Source organism: Buttiauxella sp. BIGb0471 (genome assembly GCF_024807715.1).
GTDB lineage: Bacteria > Pseudomonadota > Gammaproteobacteria > Enterobacterales > Enterobacteriaceae > Buttiauxella > Buttiauxella agrestis.
On sequence record NZ_JANUEU010000003.1, the window covers coordinates 229,532 to 250,776 of the forward strand.

General features: G+C 49.5%; 7 protein-coding genes. 5 read left to right on the forward strand and 2 right to left on the reverse strand.

Annotated features, from left to right (window positions below; translation table 11 throughout):
* Positions 1-15: 15 nt before the first annotated feature.
* Positions 16-12,816, reverse strand: coding sequence for a retention module-containing protein (locus M2371_RS11855; RefSeq protein ID WP_259267795.1), 12,801 nt, complete (start codon positions 12,814-12,816; stop codon positions 16-18).
* Between the two features lie 401 nt (positions 12,817-13,217).
* On the opposite strand from M2371_RS11855, the gene M2371_RS11860 reads away from it, so the two are divergent.
* The 3 genes from M2371_RS11860 to M2371_RS11870 all read left to right on the forward strand — a co-directional run bounded on the left by M2371_RS11860 (position 13,218) and on the right by M2371_RS11870 (position 18,222).
* Positions 13,218-14,561: a TolC family outer membrane protein gene (locus M2371_RS11860; RefSeq protein ID WP_259267796.1), complete on the forward strand. Its 1,344-nt coding sequence runs from the start codon at positions 13,218-13,220 to the stop codon at positions 14,559-14,561.
* A gap of 129 nt (positions 14,562-14,690) precedes the next feature.
* A complete protein-coding gene (locus M2371_RS11865; RefSeq protein ID WP_232062583.1) occupies positions 14,691-16,862 on the forward strand; it encodes a type I secretion system permease/ATPase in 2,172 nt (723 codons plus the stop codon).
* The gene (locus M2371_RS11870; RefSeq protein WP_259267797.1) at positions 16,849-18,222 is read left to right on the forward strand and encodes an HlyD family type I secretion periplasmic adaptor subunit; all 1,374 of its coding nucleotides are present in this window, start codon (positions 16,849-16,851) and stop codon (positions 18,220-18,222) included. Before M2371_RS11865 ends, M2371_RS11870 begins: the two co-directional genes overlap by 14 nt.
* 46 nt (positions 18,223-18,268) lie before the next feature.
* Here M2371_RS11870 and M2371_RS11875 read toward each other — a convergent pair whose 3' ends face one another.
* Complete coding sequence (locus tag M2371_RS11875) at positions 18,269-18,871, reverse strand: helix-turn-helix domain-containing protein (RefSeq protein WP_172893322.1); 603 nt, start codon at positions 18,869-18,871, stop codon at positions 18,269-18,271.
* 677 nt (positions 18,872-19,548) lie between these two features.
* Between M2371_RS11875 and M2371_RS11880 the strand changes: the two genes are divergently transcribed.
* Positions 19,549-20,358 carry a winged helix-turn-helix domain-containing protein gene (locus tag M2371_RS11880; RefSeq protein WP_259267798.1) on the forward strand — a complete coding sequence of 270 codons (810 nt, stop codon included), beginning with the start codon at positions 19,549-19,551 and terminating at the stop codon, positions 20,356-20,358.
* Entirely contained in the window at positions 20,355-20,873 is a 519-nt protein-coding gene (locus M2371_RS11885) for a hypothetical protein (protein WP_172893320.1), read from the forward strand. Before M2371_RS11880 ends, M2371_RS11885 begins: the two co-directional genes overlap by 4 nt.
* Positions 20,874-21,245: the final 372 nt, after the last annotated feature.

Here is a 21,245-nt window from a genome sequence, read left to right on the forward strand (position 1 = left end):
GGCGGTGATTATCATTTAGTGTGAGTAATGTTCTGGCTTGGCGATTAAGTGATCCAGCGAGTAGTGCGATGAACCACCTGAGTCGTGCATCGTTCCTGCGTCACCCGCGTGTGGTGCACCCGGTAAGTGTGTCGCTGCGGACGCCAGGCCTTTGCCTTGCCCGTGATCATCACCACCTCTGATGTGGTGCGTAATGTCCGGGTTCTCGTGCAGTTCTTTCGCCAGGCTGCTGAGATCGTGTTTCGCTTCGTTGCTGTCATCTTTTCCGGTAAAGACTTTAGCGTCGTCACGGCCCGAATGAGCTTTGGCATCATGGTTAAGATTGAAAGAAAGCGAATCATTACTGTCATCGAACAGATTGCTTAAGCCGTGATCATGGCCGTGCGCTGCATGATGCGCTTTGCCCGAAGTATCAACGTCATGCTTACCACGATGGGATGGATCATCCATTGTGAAATCTGACTTTTGATGGATAACGTTGGTGTTGCCATGATCGTCGTGAGCAATCACTGAAACACCCACACTATTTTTACCGACATTCAGTTCATGGGTATTAACCGGAACGTCATATGTCAGATGGCCATTTTCTTCGTGCAGTACCACGTCATAATGTTTGTGGTTGATGGTGACATTGATATGTTCATTGTCATGCACATCGGCGCTGTCAATCTGGCCGGTAATATGAGTCAGATGATGACGTGCTTCCTGCGAGTCGATGTGGTTATCGTCGGTGACATTATTGATAGTGATTTTGGCATCGGCATGGGTGTCCACCAGCACATCATGTGAGTCATGAACGGTGATGGCGTTACCGGCTTTATCCGTCGCACTGATACTCACATCAAAGGTGTTTTTCCCATCATGCAGTAACGCTTTATCAACGGGAATGTCGTAACCCAGGTGACCGTTAATCACACCAACCACACCCGGGAACGACTTGCCGTTGACCGTCACCATCACATGATCGCCCAGCTGTGCATCGGTATCCCGGTCAATCGTGCCGGTGACAGAAACATGGTCAAACTCCTGGGCATTGATGACATTGTTCCCCGCCACATTGTCGAGATGGATGGCGGCGTTGAGATGGGTATCCACCAGCACATCATGTTCAGTATGCGCAGTAAACGTGTTACCGGCACTGTCCTTCACTGCAACATCAACAACAATCCTGTTGCCATCTTCCTGCAAGTCCCCTCTAAGTACGGGAATACTGAAGTGTTTATTAGCATCCAGCGTGCCGGTATACGGATGTCCGTTGACGGTCATCGACACCGAGTCGCCCGGTTGTGCATCTCCATCAACCGTGCCCTTAATAGACACATTGTCAGCCTCTTTGGCATTGATGATGTCATCCGTTGCCACGGGTTGCAGCGTGATATGTGCGCCAATCGTCGTATCGAGCGTAATAGAGTGAGTATCGGTCGAGGTGAAAACATTACCGGAAGTATCATGCCCGGTGAACGAGACATCTATCTTGTTATCACCCTCGGTTAAGAGGCTGTTATCAACAGGAATGTCGAAGGTTTTCAGGCCGCCTTGCAGGGTATACGTGCCAGCTGGCTTGCCATTTAGCATCAGCGTAACGATGTCGCCATCCTGCGCATCGCCGTCAACCGTGCCGGATATCATGGTGGTAGGATGGCTATGCTCGGCAATATTCACCTTGTCGTCACCCGCAACAGTACCGATGTGAACTTCATTTTTCACATCGTGGTCGATGGTAATGGTGTTTGTTTCGGTGACGGTTAAGGTATTGCCGACAGCATCGACGCCGGTCACTTTATAGGTAATCGTCTGATCGGCAAGCAGATCGGAAGTTGGGACATCCAGTTTAAAGGTGTACCCATGTGTATCATCGCCATGGATGGTTACAGGGCGCTCATTGCCGTTGATGGTAAGAATAACAGTGCTACCGTCTTTCACATCGCCGGTTACTGTGCCGCTAATCTGCGTGGTTGAATGCTGACTTTCTTCGATGTTCAGGATGTTATCTGTTGCCACCGGATCAAACGTCAGCTTCACATCGGCATGATCGTCAATGGTCACAACTCTGCTCTGACTTTGAGTAAAGTGGTTACCGGAGCTGTCTTCGCCATTTACCGTCACGACGATCGTTGGTTTATCGGTGTGCTGGTATTGCGCCTCAGCTTTGAGATCGGCAGAGTCAACGTCCACCGTATAGACCAACTTCCCGGTCACAGCATCCACTTCCACAAGCCCGCTCTTCTCAACGCCATTGAGCATGATCGTAACTTTGTCGCCGACCGCTGCATCGCCATCTACCGTGCCGGTGATCTTCGTGTGTTCTGCGCTGAGATCTTTCGCCGAAAGGATGTCATCACCGGACACGATATTCATTTTGATACCCGCATGGGCCTCGGTATCAACGGTAATATTCTGAGTCGCGTGGGCTACAAGGGTATTACCATGCTCATCATGCCCAGTCACTGCTACGGTGATCGGTTTGCCATCCACCAGATCGCTGGTCTGCACATCAACTTTGTATGTCAGGTCGTTAGCAACTTCAACATCCTGATATTCATGACCATTGACTGTCAGCGTCACATGATCACCTGGACTCACGTCACCCGAAACCGTACCAGTGATGTGCGTGACGGACGTTTTGCTTTCACCCGAGTTAATGATGTTATCGCCAGTGACAGGATCAATGGTGATATGGGCGCTAATGTCCGTATCAACGGTAATCGTTTTACCGTCCGTTGCCGTAAAGGTATTCCCCTGATCGTCTTGCCCGGTCACGCTCACCGTGATGGTCGGGGTATGGCGCAGATCGTCAACGCTGACGTCTTTGCTAAAACGCATCACACCTTTGGAATCGGTAAAGACTTGGGTGGTAACAGGATTTCCATTCACCATGATGGTGACGTTACTGCCGTCATGAATACCATCGCCTTTGACGATGCCGCTGATGGTTGTTGTCCCGGACTGTGACTCCAGAATATTGATGACGTTGTCGCCAGCAATATTATCGAGGTGAATTTCGGCGGTGGCCTTAGTGTCTACGCTCAGTTCTTGAGATGCCGTAAACACTTGGTTGCCGTTGTGCGACGTGACGAGTGCTGTCACAGCCGGACTATTCATCAGGCTTGCTGTATCAACCGGAATTTCATATCCATACTCACCCGGCAGATTTGGCAATTCAATGACTTTACCGGTATAGGAATCTCTACCGATATGTAGCGTCACTTCATCACCAGGATGAACATCCCCTGAAACCGTACCGCGAATTAAGGTCTTGCCCGCTTCTGATTCGGCTTTATTAATCACATCATTACCCGCGACCGGGCTGATGGTGATTTCGGCATGTGGGGGCGGTGTGGTCGTCCCGCCGGTATTATTATCAGTTGGATGACCCGTCCCATGAACGCCTATATGGTCGGTTGCGGTTTCAGTATTACCGTATGGATCGGTAGTGGTGATCTTCACGACAATATCTGAATTTGGGCCAACATCATCCGGATTGATGAACGACAACTGCCCGGTCACAGGATCGGTTGTGCGATCGGCGTTATAACCCAAATGTCCGTCAGAGAATTTCTGCACGGTCGTTTCGACGGTTTTCCCCCCGACCGAAATAGTAACGATATCTCCTTCTTTCGCATCTCCGCCCACGTTACCAGAGATAACCCAGAAATCATTAGTCCCGTTTAAATGGACGGAACCTGGAGTGATATCAATCGTTGCCTCGGCCCGTGTATCAATCCCCAGGGCATGATCGGCCGTTGCCAGCACGGTGTTCCCCGCCGCATCGTAGCCAGTTACTGATGCATGAAGAACGGGTTTATCACCGCCGGAAAGCAGATCTGTGGTGCTGACATCAATGCTGTAACCCAGGCCGTGGCCCTTGCCTTCAGAAACAACTTTTCCGTAGTAGTGCTGATTGTTGACCACAAGATCAACGGTGTCACCGATATGAACATCACCGGTGACTTTTCCAGTAATAGTGGTGTGATCCTGGTGAGCCTCAGCATTGTTAATCCAGTTGTCAGCAGTGACTGGATTAATACTGATGGTGGCCTGCGCACTGTCATCTCTGGAAACTTCGTGTGATGCGTAAACCGAAACGCTGTTGCCATGCGGATCGACAGCGGTGACGGTGGCATGAATATAGGGATTGGCTAACAGCCCGTCGGTTCTTACGTCAACGGAATAACCCAGGCCACCATTGAGATATGCCTGTGGTTCTACCGTCGCCGGGTAATCAACACCATTGACCCACACATGGACGATATCGCCTTTCTGAACATCTTCACCCACAGTGCCGTTAATGGTGGTGGCTGGGTGTTTTTGATCAAGGTGATTGAGGATATCGTCGCCAGACACCACGTTGATCGTCACGGATGCATTAGCATGATCGTCAATAATAACGGTGTGATCTGCGGTGGCAACGGTGCTGTTTTGCGCCTGGTCCGTGACGCTGATGGTGGCATGAATATGCGGATTGGCCTGAAGATCAGCCGTGCTAACGGAAATATGGTACCCCATCTTTCCGTTACCCTGATCTTCTACAAAACCATGATAGTCCTTGCCATTGATGGTTAACGTCAGAGGGGCGCCTACATGCATTTCCCCTTTAACCGTGCCACTAACCAGAGTATGCCCCTGCTTGAGTTCATCGGCGTTCAGGGCGTTATCAGGCGTAACGTAATCAACCGTAATTTCAGCTTCAACTTTCAGATCAACAACAACAGTCCTGTCTGCTTCAGCGGTTGCCGTGTTGTTGGCATTATCGGTGGCGATCACGGTCGCCGTGAAATGTGGGTCAACCATTAAGTCATGGGTGCTCACCTGTTTGCTCCAGAGCAGGTGGCCCTGAGAATCTTTGGTGACTTCCGCCGTCAGCTCATTGCCATTAATCACCAGGTGAACAACGTCGCCTTCTTTCGCGTCGCCGCCGACGGTGCCTGAAACCTTGGTTAATTCTTGATCCGACTCTTCACCGTTGATCATATCGTCGCCAGTCACCTTATCGATGGTGATGGTCGCCGTCGCTTCCAGATCAATATCGATATGGTGGGTGATGTCGATATGATCTGCGTTACCGGCGTCGTCGTGCGCCACAACATGGGCAATCGGGTCCGGGTCGGCCAGCAGATCTTTGGTCAACACATCCACGCTATAGCCTAAAGCGCCATGCTGATAAGGCAGCTTGATAACGGTAGTTTCATATGAGTGATGATTAACGGTAATGGTGACTTTATCGCCTTCGTTAATCTCACCGCTCGATGTGCCGCTCACGGTGCCGGTGACTTTGGTGGTGTGCTCTCGTGATTCGTGGTGGTTAATGATGTTATCGCCAGTCACCTGCCCCACAGTGAGAACGCCATCGGCGTGGTTATCAATATGAACAGTGTGCTCGGTCGTAACAGTGACAACGTTGTGAAGTTCGTCGTGAGAGGTGACGGAAGCGGTAAATTTCACATCGGCATCGATTTTATTGCGATCGCTTAAATCGCCAGATTTATGATCAATCTTCTGATGATTGTTGCCGAAAGCATAAGAATCAACATCGATCTTATAGCCTAAGTGACCGTTATCCAGAACAGTCACGCTCCCTGGATAATCAGCCCCATTGATCGTAATCACCACGTGATCGCCAACTTTAGCATCGCCACCCACGTCACCGGTGATTGTCACCTTAGGCTGTTCTAAGTCATTGTAGTTAAGCACGTCGTCAGCAGTGACTTTATCAATACTGATAGTGGCATCCGCATGGGTATCGACCGCAATATCATGCGTATGGGAAGTCGTGACTACGTTACCGATTTCATCATGACTGGTGATAGAAACTTTTACCGTGTCCAGACCTTCATAAAGCCCGCCCGGTGGCACCGGCACTGAGTAAAACAGATTGCCATTTGAATCAGTGTGAACCACGCCTGGATAATCATGATGCGCAGGCTTGCCGTGTTCATCAACTCCCGATACACGTACGGTGACTGCATCGCCATTTTTCGCATCATCACCCGTGACGGCTCCGCGAATGATGGTGTTACTACGGGCTTCAATTTGACTGACCCAATCTTCGCCCGCAACGGTATCGATGGTGAAATCATTTACCGCAAAGTTATCAATATGAACCTTGTGATCGGTGGTGACGGTAACTTCGTTGCCCGCAGCATCATGCGAGGTGACGGAAGCGGTGAATGTTACATCAGTGTTGAGCTTATGGTGGTTATCGCCAAAGATTGAAGAATCCACAGGGATACGATAGCCAAGCTGCCCGTGTCCGAGCTGCCCGTGACCAAGATCGATAACTTCCCCATAGAAGTGTTGGTTATTAATCAGGATGTCTACAACATCATGAAGTTTGGCATCGCCGCCTACTGTGCCAGTGATAACCTGTTTCGCATGAACCAGTTCTGCGTGGCTCAGAATATTGTCCGGAGTGACATCATTAATAGCGATGCTGGCATCAGCCTGGGTATCCATCGTGATGTTGGTGTTAGCAACCGATGTGACGTCATTCCCGGCTTTGTCAAAACTGGTCACCAACACCTGCACAAAGTTATTACCTAAATGCAGTGTTCCGGCCGGCAAAGGGACTTCATAGCGCAGATGACCATCAGCGTCCTTGACGACGTTACCTTCAAATTTCTGCTGGTTAACAAGAACCAAAACATGATCGCCTTCGCGCGCATCACCACCGACATCTCCGGTGACCATCGTAGGCGCAACGGATTCAACGGCGTTAACCGTGTTATCGCCACCGGCAAGATTGTTATCAATGGATACGGTACTACTGGCAAAGTTATCAATATGAACAGTGTGCTCGGTCGTTTCCGTGACTTCGTTACCCAGGATGTCATGTGACGTCACGGACGCGTGGAAGGTGACAAATTTGTCGTCAAGCTCCACCTTAGGATCATGGAATTCCCAGGTAGGAACAGGGATTTTGTAGCCCAGGGATCCGTCATTCAGAACTTCGACCACACCCGGGTACGTGTGTTTGTTGATCTCAATAACGACCTCATCACCCACACGGGCATCGCCGCCCACCTTGCCAGTGACGATTTGATCATGCGAAGCCAGTTCATCACGATTCAGTACATTGTCATCGGTCATTCGGTCAATTTTGATGGTCGCGTCTGCATGGGTATCCACCGCGACATAGTGAATGAGTGAATTTTCGACAACGTTCCCCGCTTTGTCGTGGCTGGTCACTGCCACTTTCACATCATTCTGACCTTCTTTCAGCGCCCCAACAGGAAGTGAAACCTCATAGTACAAATGACCACTGGCATCAGCATGAACCTCCCCCGTGTAGTTATGATTATTCACATTAACCACTATCGGATCGTGCTCGCGCGCATCTTTTCCTGTGACATCGCCGCGAATAACGATCGGGTTTTGGGACTCCGCATTACTGACCCAATCTTCGCCCGCAACAGTGTCGATAGTCAGGCCATTATTGGCGTGGTTATCGATATGCACAGTGTGGTCAGTGGTAACCGTCACCACGTTTCCGACATGGTCATGGGAAGTCACTGACGCGGTGAAATCGACATTTTTGTCCACCTCGCCTTTGTTATTGCTGAATACGCGGGTATTAACATCAATGCGATAACCCAGGTTGCCGCCACCCAGATCAATCACTTCGCCAAGGAAGTGCTGATCGTGAATGTTGATATCAACTTTATCGCCAATAGCGGCGTCACCGCCAACGGTGCCATGGATGGAAACGGTTGGATTAGCCAGTTCGCTGTGGTTCAGAACATTGTCTTTGGTGACACGATCAACTGTGATAGAGGCATCGGCGTGGTTATCAATATGAACTGAATGGTCAGCGGTCTGCACCACCACGTTGCCCACACCATCGTGGGATTTGATGGTAGCGCGGATGTTGACGTCACCGTCGATTTCACCTTTGTTGCGGCTAAACGCCGAAGGATCCACGGCAATGTTGTAGCCCAGATTACCCTTGCCGAAATCAACAACAGTTCCGGTGAAATGCTGGCCACGAATTTCAAGATCAACCACATCACCCACGCGTGCGTCGCCACCAACGTTACCGTGAACAAACTGCTTTTCGGCATTCAATTCGTCGTGATTGAGAACGTTATCTTTGGTGACGGCGTCAATGGAGAGGGTGGCGTTGGCATGGTTATCGATATAAACCGTGTGTTCAGCGCTCTGCACCACCACGTTGCCCGCGTCATCGTGGGATTTTATCGTGGCATGGACTTTAACTTTGCTATCAATTTCACCCAGGTTGCGGCTAAACGCCGCGGGGTCCACTTCAATGTTGTAGCCTAAGTTGCCGTTGCCGAAATCAACAACATTGCCGGTGAAATGGTTGCCATGAATTTCAAGATCAACCACATCACCCACGCGCGCATCGCCGCCAACGTTACCGTGAATAAACTGGGTTTTAGCCGCCAGCTCATCGTGATTCAGGATGTTATCTTTGGTGACCGGATCAATGGTGATCGTGGTGTTGGCGTGGTTATCGATGTGCACTAAATGGTCAGCGGTCTGCACCACTACGTTACCCGCGCCATCGTGAGATTTTATGGTGGCGTGAATGTTTACGTCGTCGTCAATTTCGCCTTTGTTGCGGCTAAACGCCGCGGGGTCCACTTCGATGTTGTAGCCTAAATTACCGTTGCCGAAATCAACGACATTGCCGGTGAAATGGTTGCCGCGGATTTCAAGATCAACCACATCACCCACACGCGCGTCACCGCCAACGTTACCGTGAACAAACTGGGTTTTAGCCGCCAGCTCATCGTGATTCAGGATGTTATCTTTGGTGACGGCGTCAATGGAGAGGGTGGCGTTGGCATGGTTGTCGATTTTTACCAGGTGATCATGAGTCGCGATCACTTCGTTGCCCGCATCATCATGAGAGGTAATGGTGGCGTGCACATTGACCGTACCGTCCACTTCACCTTTGTTGTTGCTGAAGACACGCGGATCGACCGCAATGTTGTAACCCAGTTTCCCGTTGCCAAGATCAATCACTTCGCCTTTGAAATGATTGCCTTTAATTTCGATATCCACACGGTCGTGAAGTTTCGCATCACCATCCACAACACCATGAATAAACTGGGTTTTAGCCGCCAGCTCATCGTGATTCAGGACGTTATCTTTGGTGACGGCGTCAATGGTGATAGTGGCATCGGCATGAGTGTCGAGCACCACATTTTTATGCTCCACCACAATCGCGGTGTTACCAGCAGCATCGACGCCGGTGACCATCACCTGCACATCGTTGTTGCCTTCGTTCAGCGCCGCAGTCGGGACCGGCACTTCGTAACGCAGCTGGCCGTTTTCGTCGGTGACCACATCGCCACGGTATTCATGACCGTTAACGCTAACCACCACATGGTCGCCCGCCTGTGCATCGCCGCTCACCACGCCGGAAATCATCGTTGGCATGCGGGATTCAGCGGCATTCACCACGTTGTCACCCGCCACGGTCTGGACGATCACATGGTTTTCGGCATGGGTGTCGAGGACCACATTTTTATGCTCCACCGCAATCGCGGTGTTACCCGAAGCATCGACGCCGGTGACCATCACCTGCACATCGTTACTACCTTCAAGCAGCGCGTGGGTCGGTACCGGAATCGCGTAACGCAACTGGCCATTTTCATCGGTGACCACATCGCCGCGATATTCATGGCCGTTAACGCTGACGACGACTTTATCGCCCGCCTGCGCATCGCCGCTCACCACACCGGAAATCATGGTCGGCATCCGGGATTCGGCGGCATTCACCACGTTGTCACCCGCCACGGTCTGGACGATCACATGGTTTTCGGCATGGGTGTCGAGCACCACATTTTTATGCTCCACCGCAATCGCGGTGTTGCCCGAAGCATCGACGCCGGTGACCATCACCTGCACATCGTTACTACCTTCAAGCAGCGCGTGGGTCGGTACCGGAATGGCGTAACGCAGTTGGCCGTTTTCATCAGTCACCGTGCCGTAAAAATTGTGGCCGTTAACGCTGACGACAACGTGGTCGCCCGCCTGCGCATCACCGCTCACCACGCCGGAGATCAGTGTCGGCATCCGGGACTCGGCGGCATTCACCACGTTGTCACCCGCCACGGTCTGGATAATCACATGGTTTTCGGCATGGGTGTCGAGCATCACATTTTTATGCTCCACCACAATGGCGGTGTTACCGGCAGCATCGACGCCGGTGACCATCACCTGCACATCGTTGTTGCCTTCGTTCAGGGCCGCCGTCGGCACCGGCACCTCGTAGCGCAACTGGCCGTTTTCGTCGGTGACCACATCGCCACGGTATTCATGGCCGTTAACGCTGACGACGACTTTATCGCCCGCCTGCGCATCGCCGCTCACCACACCGGAGATCAGGGTCGGCATGCGGGATTCGGCGGCATTCACCACGTTGTCACCCGCCACGGTCTGGACGATCACATGGTTTTCGGCATGGGTGTCGAGGACCACATTTTTATGCTCCACCGCAATCGCGGTGTTGCCCGAAGCATCGACGCCGGTGACCATCACCTGCACATCGTTACTACCTTCAAGCAGCGCGTGGGTCGGTACCGGAATGGCGTAACGCAGTTGGCCGTTTTCATCAGTCACCGTGCCGTAAAAATTGTGGCCGTTGACGCTGACGACCACATGATCGCCCGCCTGCGCATCGCCGCTCACCACACCGGAGATCAGTGTCGGCATCCGGGACTCGGCGGCATTCACCACGTTGTCACCCGCCACGGTCTGGATAATCACATGGTTTTCGGCATGGGTGTCGAGCATCACATTTTTATGCTCCACCACAATGGCGGTGTTACCGGCAGCATCGACGCCGGTGACCATCACCTGCACATCGTTGTTGCCTTCGTTCAGGGCCGCAGTCGGGACCGGCACTTCGTAACGCAGCTGGCCGTTTTCGTCGGTGACCACATCGCCACGGTATTCATGACCGTTAACGCTAACCACCACATGGTCGCCCGCCTGTGCATCGCCGCTCACCACGCCGGAAATCATCGTTGGCATGCGGGATTCAGCGGCATTCACCACGTTGTCACCCGCCACGGTCTGGACGATCACATGGTTTTCGGCATGGGTGTCGAGGACCACATTTTTATGCTCCACCGCAATCGCGGTGTTACCCGAAGCATCGACGCCGGTGACCATCACCTGCACATCGTTACTACCTTCAAGCAGCGCGTGGGTCGGTACCGGAATGGCGTAACGCAGTTGGCCGTTTTCATCAGTCACCGTGCCGTAAAAATTGTGGCCGTTAACGCTGACGACAACGTGGTCGCCCGCCTGCGCATCACCGCTCACCACGCCGGAAATCATGGTCGGCATCCGGGATTCAGCCCGGTTAACGGTATCGTCCCCGGCGACGGTTTCGATGGTCAGGGCATTACTCGCCTGCGTGTCGACAGTGACGTTGTGGTGCTCAACAGCAATCGCTTCGTTACCCGCCGCATCGTGGCTGACCACCTCAACCTTAACGTCATTCTTTCCTTCGTTAAGCTGGTTGGTCGGTACGGGGACGTTATAACGCAACTGGCCGTTTTCACTGACCACCACTCCGTGGTAATCACGGCCATTGACCGTCACCGTAACAGGGTCGCCCGTCTGCGCATCGCCACCCGCAACACCGGTGATCATGGTTGGCATACGGGATTCATTGGCATTCACTACATCATCGTTAGCCACAGTCTCGATAGTAACCGAGTTATGAATATCCAGATCGATATCAACGTGGTGATCGGAAGAAGCCTGAGTGGTGTTGCCAGCTTCATCCGTAGAAGTGACGGTGGCATGAATATTCGGGTCGGCGAGCAGCCCCTGCGTGGAAACATCAATGCGATAACCGAGAGCGCCGTTACCCAAATCGATAACCACATCGGTGTATTCATGACCGTTAATCATCAGCGTGATTTTATCGCCGAGTTTGGCATCGCCGCCGACTGTGCCGTGAACGGAGGTCTGCGCCTGGTGTGATTCCGCGATGTTGATGACGTTATCTGCCGTCACGCTGTCGATAGTGATGTTGTCATGTAAATCAGTAACATCGATCACCGCATCAGTCGTGCTGGTGGCGGTACGGCCTGAAACATCCGTAGCGGTAGCGATAACGCTAATCTCACCTTCAACCAGGCCAGTTAAATCTGGGTTTGCTGTCCAGTGGCCGTTATTGACCGGGACATCAACGGTAATTGTGTTTTTTTGGCTATCCGTGAAGACCAGCGTGACATGATTTTGGTTACTGGTGCCGCTGACGTTGGCGTGGTTTATTTCTTCTTTGTTAATGAAGCCATCGTTACCGGCAAAATCTTCAATGTTAACCAGCGGGGGAAGTACAGGCGGGGAGCCGCCGTCGTTTAAACCATTCTCGGGGAGGTTTATTGCCCAGGTCGGTGCGCCGATACCTTGCGTGTTGAAACCAGCCGTTGGGTCGATGATTTGCCCGGTTAAGTCCAGTTGGACCAGGGTGTGACCACCGCCGCCGCCTTCAATCTGCACAGGGGGTTCATTGCCCGCAGCGGTCGCTTCTAAGGCTTGCGTCGGGTCAGTGCCGTCGGCGATTGCCTTCTGTATGGATGCGACATCTTGCGTGTCATGCTCCACATTATTCACCGCGTTTAAGCCGTGTTCAGTCCAGTGGCTATTACGCCCGAGATCGAGTGTTTTACCGTCTGGCAGAGCCACACTTACCGCACCGCTGGCACCAGTGACAATTTCTTCGCCACTGTAGATTCGGTCACCTTCTTTCAAGAGACGCTGCGAGCCATCTGCTTCTACTACATAAACCTGGCCTATTACCGCCTTGATCACACCGAGTAAATTACTCACAGTACCCTCTCTTGAATATCATCTTTATTTTTATAAATGCCGCAATAAGTTAATTAACCAATAACATTATTATTTCATTCGCAATACATTCACGGAATATAGAAAAATATCCATTAATGGACATCTCTAATTCAGAGATAATTTAAAATGTAGAAAAAAACACAGTTATTAGAACTCTATTACTGGAGGCTTGACTGAGCGTTAAATATAATCAAAAATGACGCAAAGTGAAACATCACATTACAAAACAATAAATTTCATTTCGAATGAAAGCCGCATTTATTGTGGTCAGGCAAACACTTCTGCACTTGTTAATTAATATGATGTTTCGTGTTAAGAGATAATGGATATAAAGCGTGATATAGGGATATCATTACTATGCGTAATAAGGCATTCAGACAATGCAGAAGTTTTTATTTTTTATAATTGGTTGTTTATCAATACAATCTGTTAACGCAGAAAGTTTACAAAATACTGTCAAACAAGCCTTATCAAATCATCCTGAAGTTAATGCCTCTGTTAATAGTCGTTATTCTGCTGAACAAGACTTACGCGCAGCTCGCGGTGGCTATCTGCCAACATTAAATCTGGATGCCGAAGCAGGCCAGAAGAATATTAATGATGCTACAACGCGCGCAGGCGGCAGTAACAAAGGGATGAACCTTTCCCCGAACGATGCCACGATTAACCTTAATCAGAATGTCTTCGACGGGTTTGCGACGTCAAGCGAAGTAGATCGCCAGAAAGCCACGGTGGACTCTCGTGCTTTTAACGTCTTGAATGTTAGCGAAACAACCGCATTCGAAGTGGTTCAGTCTTATCTCGACGTGTTGCAACGCCAGGAATATGTCCGTCTGGCAGAAGACGATTTGGCAAACCATGAACGCATCTATGACCAGATTCGTTTGCGTACCGATCAGGGTGTTGGCCGTTCTGGTGATTTAATGCAGGCAGAAGCCCGTCTTGCACAGGCTCGCAACAATTTACTGACCGAGCAAACCAACCTCGAAGATGCAAATACAACGTTCTTGAGTGTCACCGATGAAGCGCCAGAAAACCTCAGTCTGCCGGAAAACATTGATGCTTTGTTGCCAAAATCGCTTGAAGATGCGAAACGGATTATGGAATCCAACAGTCCGCTTCTGAAATCTGCAAATGCCGATATTGAAGCGGCTCGTCAGCAATATGAAGCATCTAAATCAACGTTTTACCCACGCGTTGACGTCGAGCTTGCCCGTAGCGTCAGCAACGACACTGACACCACGCGTGCGCATTCTGAGGAGTGGCAGGCGATGGTGAAGATGCATTACAACCTCTATCAGGGTGGCAGCGATAAAGCCGCAATGCAGTCTCGTGCCTATTTGCAAAAACAAGCACAGGATGTTCGTAATAACACGCTACGCCAGATGAATCAGGAAATTGGTCTGGCATGGTCGGCATTAAAAAGTGCCCGTGACCAATTACCCGCAGCCGCTGATTATGCCGACCGTAGTGTAAAAGTCCGTACCGCTTATCAGGATCAATTTAGTTTAGGTGAACGTACGCTGTTAGATTTATTAGACAGTGAAAATGAAGTTTTTTCATCCAAACGTCGTTTAGTGGAATTACGTTACCTGGAAATATCCAGCGGCTACCGTATTTTTGCCCGGACAGGTGAATTATTAAAATCACTAAAAATTAACCCAACAGCCGCAGGCCAGCCAATAGATTCGGCAAGTAATAATACACTGCCAGAATTGCAGTAGCGTTAAAGGAATATATTTCCGTAGGTCGGATAAGCGCAGCGCCATCCGACATTATTTGGTGGATAACGCTTCGCTTATCCACCCTACAAACACCGACATAACGCCTAAATGAATTCACAAGTTGAACAGATGAATACCCTGTCAGAAACGCCTCCCGTTGAGGAGTCGCATTATCATGACCCACGTAGCCGCCACGATGATCCTTTGCTCGACTGTCTGTTGGTGCTGTGCTCTTTGCATGGTAAATCTGCGAGCCGCTCAACATTAAGTAGTGGTTTGCCGCTGGAAAACGATCGTCTGACGTTAGCGATATTACCGCGCGCGGCAGCTCGCGCCGGTTTGAAAGCGCGGGTCATCAAACGCACGCTCGATAAAATTCCGGCAATGTCTCTGCCTGCGGTGGTTCTACTTCGTGATGGCGGCGCTGCCGTGTTGTTGGGCTGGAATGCCGACGGCAAAGCACGCATTATGCCGAGCGAAAGCGAAGGCGGTGAAATCACTATTGATGCAAACGAGCTTGAGTCAATCTACGCAGGCCAGGTCATTTTCGCCCATCCGCGCCATGAGTTTGATTTGCAGTCGGAATCATTCCTGCCACGTACCAAGTCCTGGTTTAAAGATACGCTCAAGCTATCGCGCTATCTGTATATGGATGCGGTGCTGGCAAGTTTGCTGATTAACCTGATTGCGCTCGGAACGCCGCTGTTTACCATGAACGTGTATGACCGTGTGGTTCCAAACCACGCCACGGTGACGTTGTGGGTTCTGGCTGTGGGGATTTGCATGGCGTTCATTTTTGATTTGATATTAAAAATGCTGCGCGGTGTCTGTCTCGATATCGCCGGGAAAAAGAGTGACCTGATTATTTCCGCCACGCTTTTTGAGCGTATCACCGGCATGGAAATGAAAGCGCGCCCGGCGCGCGTCGGCAGCTTTGCACAGAATATTCATGAGTTTCAGTCGCTGCGTGACTTCCTGTCTTCGCTGACGCTGACCACACTTATCGACCTGCCGTTTACGCTGGTGCTGTTGCTGGTTATCGGGATTATCGGCGGCACTCTGGCGTGGATCCCGCTGCTCACCTTCCCTATCGCATTACTGATTAGCTGGGCATTACAAAAGCCGGTGAATGCGGCTGTGGCCAAAACCATGAGCCTGGCCAGCGAGCGCCAAGCGTTGCTGATTGAAACCCTCAGCGGTCTGGACGCTATCAAAGTCAATAACGCGCAAAGCGAGCGCCAGTATCAGTGGGAACAAACGCTGGGCAGCCTGAGTCGCCTGGAATTGCGCGTGAAAACGCTGTCCAGTTTTGCCAGCAACCTGACCGGATGGTTCCAGCAAATGTCTGGCGTCATCATGATTATTGTCGGCGTGTATATGATTATCGGCGGCAAGTTAAGTATGGGTGGCCTGATTGCCTGCTACATGCTCAATAGCCGTGCGCTGATGCCGATGGGGCAATTGACCGGGTTGATTGCGCGTTATCAGCAAGCCCGTCTGACCATCAACAGTACCGAAAAAATGATGTCGATGCCGCAGGAACGTCGCGAGCACGAACATCCGCTCAAGCGTGAAAATTTCCGTGGCAGCATTGAATTCAAAGACGTTGATTTCAGCTATCCCGAGCAGAAAAACCCTTCGCTGCAAAAAATTAATCTGACAATTAAGCCTGGCGAGCGCGTCGGGATTATTGGCCGTAGCGGCTCCGGTAAAAGCTCCATCAGCAAGCTGATTATCAATTTGTACCAGCCAACCGGCGGTAACATTTTGATCGACGATGTCGATGCACGCCAACTGGATGTGAATGATTTACGCCATAGCATTGGTTACGTTCCGCAGGATATTCAGCTATTTAACGGCACGCTGCGCGATAACCTGATTTCTGGCGCGCGTTATGTTGACGATGAAACCATGCTGCGTGCGGCGGAACTGGCGGGGGTTAACGAGTTCGCACGTATTCACCCGGACGGTTATAACCTGCAAGTGGGCGAGCGTGGAATGCAGTTGTCTGGTGGGCAACGCCAGGCCGTGGCGCTGGCTCGCGCGCTTCTGCTCGAACCTCCTGTTCTGCTGCTTGATGAACCAACCAGCGCTATGGACAACACCAGCGAAGACAGAATCAAACAGGGCCTGGTGCCGTTTGTTGCTGATAAAACCTTGCTACTGGTGACACATAAAGCGTCGATGCTGTCGTTGGTTGATCGCCTGATTATTGTTGATAAAGGACGCATTATTGCTGATGGCCCGAAAGCTATCGTGATGGATGCGCTGAAGAAGGGTCAAATCAATGCGTCTCGCTGAGTTATTTAAAGATTTCCGTCAGCAAGCCCGTCACTATTTTAAAGGTCGCGATGAGAACCAGGCGGAAAATATTAACGAGGTCAGTCATGCACTTATCGATGATTCGCCGCGTGTTATCCGCCTGACGCTATGGACCATTTTGGCGTTGGTGGTGTTGGCGTTCATCTGGGCCGGATTTGCCCAGCTTGATGAAGTGACGCGTGGCGAAGGCAAGGCAATCCCCTCCTCCCGGCTGCAAAAAATTCAGAACCTGGAAGGCGGGATTGTCACTGAACTGTTTGTTCACGAAGGGCAAATTGTTGAGGCCGGAACCCCTCTGCTGCACCTGGACGACACGCGTTTTGCATCGAACGTCGGTGAAACTGAGGCTGATAAACTCGGCTTGCAGGCTAAAATCGACCGCCTGAGTGCCGAAGCGGAAAACAGAGATTTTATTATTTCTGATGAACTAATGAAAAAGGCTCCCGACGTGGCGCGTGGCGAACTCGACCTTTTCAATAGCCGCCGTCGGCAGTTCCAGAATGAAATCGAAGGGCTTCAGGAACAGTTGGTGCAGAAGAAACAAGAGCTGCGCGATTTCCAGTCCAAACAAGCACAGTACAAAAACAGCCTGGGTTTGTTGCAGCAAGAGATCAAAATGTCTGAGCCGCTACTGGCGTCTGGGGCGATTTCGAAAGTCGAGATTTTACGTTTACGCCGCACCGAAGTGGAAACCAAAGGTTTGCTGGACTCTGTCGCGCTTTCCATTCCTAAGTCTGCATCTGAGACAAAAGAGATCGAGAATAAAATTGGTGAGAGCAGAAACCGCTTCCAGGGTGATGCGCTTACGCAACTCAATGAAGCACGCACTAACCTGAGTAAAGCCGAAGCCACGGGCAAAGCCCTGGAAGACCGCGTTAATCGCACCATGGTGGTTTCACCTGTTCGGGGTATCGTGCAGCAGATTATGGTGAACACTATTGGCGGCGTGATTCAGCCGGGCAGTGATTTAGTCGAAATCGTTCCACTTGACGATAAGCTACTGATTGAAGTGAAGATCCAACCACGTGATATTGCTTTCTTGCATCCAGGTCAGCATGCGATGGTGAAATTTACCGCTTACGATTACACCACTTACGGCGGACTGGACGGTGAACTGGTGCAGATTAGCCCTGATACCGTGACGGATAAAGAAGGCCACAGTTACTATATTGCCCGTCTGCGTACCGACAAGAACTACCTGGGAACAAAGGAGCATCCAATGCTTATTATTCCGGGAATGGTCGCATCGGTAGATATATTGACGGGTAAGAAATCGATTCTGAGTTATCTGCTAAAACCGATTATCCGGGCAAAAGCAGAAGCCTTACGCGAAAGATAAAAAAAGCCGCAACGAATAACGTTGCGGCTTTTTTTCGTCGGTCAGATTAGCAACTGAATGAAGACAACTTCCCACGATTGAGCGTCAACTTACCTTCATTAACCAGTTCCTGTAGAACCTTATGAATAGCACTACGCGAAATATGGTTTCTGCTCAAAATGAAAGTATAAACTGACGTCTTTTCGCGGATCTCAGGCTCAAGAGACCATATATGTTTCACATGCTCAATCACGATTTCGCGAATGGTCTTGTGCGAACGCATATTTTCGCGCTGGAAATAACGTTGCAGATGATTGGTTAAAATATCAAATGCATGCATCCATAAACTTTTTCTGGTGAGCATTTCATTGGCATTAGCCGAACTCATTACCCACATCTCACAGTCGGTATCACAACGCAGATAATGAGACATGACATCATTACGCATCTGTGCCAGGCCGAGTATGGCGGGGGCCGTGAAACTCACCGTGACTAAATCGTTTTCAACCCGGTAAACAGAGACGGAACCTTTTTCAAGGTAAAATATGTTGCCATCCTTTCTCATTTCGATGCGCTGACGTTTCTTTCTCAATGAGAAATACGCGTTTTCAGATTTTTTTATCTCGTCTCCGATGAGCATTACAGATTCATCAAATTTAGGAGTGAACATCAGCTTCTCTTACTCGTGTTATGGGATTGAGATTCTCTCCCGCTGCAAAGCAACAGGAGACAGCCCTAAGTGAGGATAACGTGCTAACCGCAACGTCTATCAATATAGGACATAACGACAAACATGTACTTATACGCCAGGCTTATCTAAATCGTAGGATGGCAATTTGAAAAGAAATACACAATGAGTGCAATCGCGGTAAGTTAATACCGCAACAATATTATTATATTGAGAATGAATAAACCCGTCGCTCACTATTATTACCCACAGTCGAAATCACCTGTTGAGTAAAGGCGACAGAAATAGTCAGGTATTAAATAGAGCTGGAAAAACTTGCAGCACTGAGCAGCTGAACGCTGAAAATGACCGTTCGCTACCTCTCATGCCATTGCGTCAGCGAGTATATTTATTAATGGACATAAACGTAATTTTTTTAATCTTTCCACCGGGAGCTTTCTCTTTGCAATTAAAAAAGAATCAAAGAAAACATGTAAGATATTGATACTTATGACTTTAATGTGTTTAAGAAGAGTGATTAATTTGTTATACAATTTGTCTTTGCAGGCTTCATTCGCAAGCAGAGGGTAAAGTCCCGAAAACACTGAGTTCTTCCATGCTTCATTATGCTTATAATGGCGTGTCAAAAAACTGCCTGAGTTAACGAGAGTACTGGCAACATGTCCGAAGCAGATAATTTATGTTATCTCATTGAAAATAAAATATTATTTAATCCTGAGAAGCAGAGCCTTGTGCATGCTGATAGTCATGAACAGATAAAACTCAAACCAACGGCATCTTTATGCCTACTATTGTTGCTCAGAAATCACGGCGAGATAGTCACGCAGAATGAACTGTTGGCTTTTGCGTGGGGAGAAAGTCACAGGCAAGTGAGCTTTAATGCTTTTTATCAAAGTATCCTTTCTTTGCGTAAGTCTTTCCTACAAATGAATGTGGATAAACAAATAATCACCACGATTCCACGTAAAGGACTGGTCATTCAGCAAGAAATAACCATAGAAAAAAAGTGTGTTCTCATTCCTGAAACAGTTAAGGAACCTACGGCAGAGGTTGTTCCTCAGAGCATCCCTTTAGCAACTCAAGATGAAACGACCGCCATTTTAGTCGGCAAAACAAAACGTGTTTTGTTAACGCCGGTCGAAGGCATGATTATTATGTTAACCATGCTAATAATCGCGCTGCTTATTTATCCGCGGGTTATCAGCAAACAATATTTCTCTGGTTATGTTGTCTCAAACAAATATGCTGGCGAATGCCATTATTTCTTAAACGATGATGCCAGTGACTACACGCGGCATGAGGACTTTATCAAGCGACATCCCGAGATGTGCAATAATGATAAATACCTTTATATAACGGCTTACCCTGAGACGAAGAATATTTCTATCATCCTTTGTGCTACCCGCATGGAATTGTCACACGATAATTCCTGCCAGTCCGTCTATTATCCACGGTACGATAGCCAATGAAGATATTCGCAACGATTGCCTCTTTCAGAACTCAGACGCGCATCATTTTTTTAGCGTGTCTGGCGATTGCTACCAGCCTGGCGCTGTACCTTTATCTTCCCCCGATAAACGAGAATCAGCACAATCTGGTTTGCCGGGCAAACTTACAGATAGTCAGAAATAACGCAACATTTCGTGGAATCATCGATTTCAAAGCTGGCGAAGGGAAAGGCATTGCCCATATAAACGGTATTATTGATGCAGCCCCGCAAGAGTACACTGTTCAACGTACCATCCTTTTTACACACACTGATTACGGCCTTAGCCCGGTGTGGGTCTCCCGACAAATTGTCATTTCCAATCGGGAAACCGTACCCTCAGAATTGCTCATAAAATTCCTTCCTGACTTCTACCTGAAGAACTCCGGCGTGACCGATATTGATATTTTTACGCTGAACAAGGACGCGGATCTGATCACCAGAGAGGGCATTCCTTACTTGTATTGCCAAAAATATCTGCTGCCTGAAGACGAATAATATTCGCTTAACAGCCTGATTGAGATGAAGCTTAAGGAAAATTTACTTAAGCTTCATCTTTCCGATAAAAATGCTTCGAACTCCACTTCGCGCCACATAACACCCTTTGTGCCAAAAAACACTTCTTTAATATACTGTTCAGACCAGATAACCACTGCTAATGATATAAAATAAAATACACACAATGATAACCAAAAACACCATGAATATTAACAAGGCAATAGATAACACCGATCTGTATTTAATAAATTGATCACCAATACCTATCAATTACACCTATTAATTATTAGTTATTGATCGTCAATACCGATCTATGTTTGTATTTTATACATTAAGTATGGCGCTTACTCCGCTGACATCCAGGAATTCGAC